General features: G+C 68.3%; 1 protein-coding gene. It reads left to right on the forward strand.

The features are described from left to right. Positions 1 to 464 (forward strand): ABC transporter ATP-binding protein (locus tag HWX00_RS36570; RefSeq protein ID WP_175868208.1); only part of this gene is annotated, 464 nt, incomplete at both ends.

The raw sequence follows: 464 nt of genomic DNA on the forward strand, positions 1-464 counted from the left end.
GATTCCGGCGACTTCAAGCTGGACGGCCAGAACTACACGCCGACGGCCGTGCACCAGGTGGCCAAGGCCGGCATCGCGCGCACGTTCCAGAACATCCGCCTGTTCGGCGGGATGACGGCGCTCGAGAACGTGATGGTGGGCCGCCACGTGCGCACCAAGCACGGGCTGCTCGGCGCGGTGTTCCAGACGCCGGCCGAGCGCCAGGAAGAGCGCGAGATCAAGGAACGCGCGATCGAGCTGCTCGAGTACGTCGGCGTGCTGCAGTACGCGGACTACACGTCGCGCAACCTGTCGTACGGCCACCAGCGCCGTCTCGAGATCGCGCGCGCGCTGGCCACCGATCCGAAGCTGCTCGCGCTCGACGAGCCGGCGGCCGGGATGAACGCGACCGAGAAGGTCGAACTCACGCGCCTGCTCGACAAGATCCGCTCGGACGGCCGCACGATCCTGCTGATCGAGCACGA

Origin of the sequence: Burkholderia seminalis DSM 23518, from assembly GCF_902832885.1 — a bacterium.
Lineage (GTDB): Bacteria > Pseudomonadota > Gammaproteobacteria > Burkholderiales > Burkholderiaceae > Burkholderia > Burkholderia seminalis.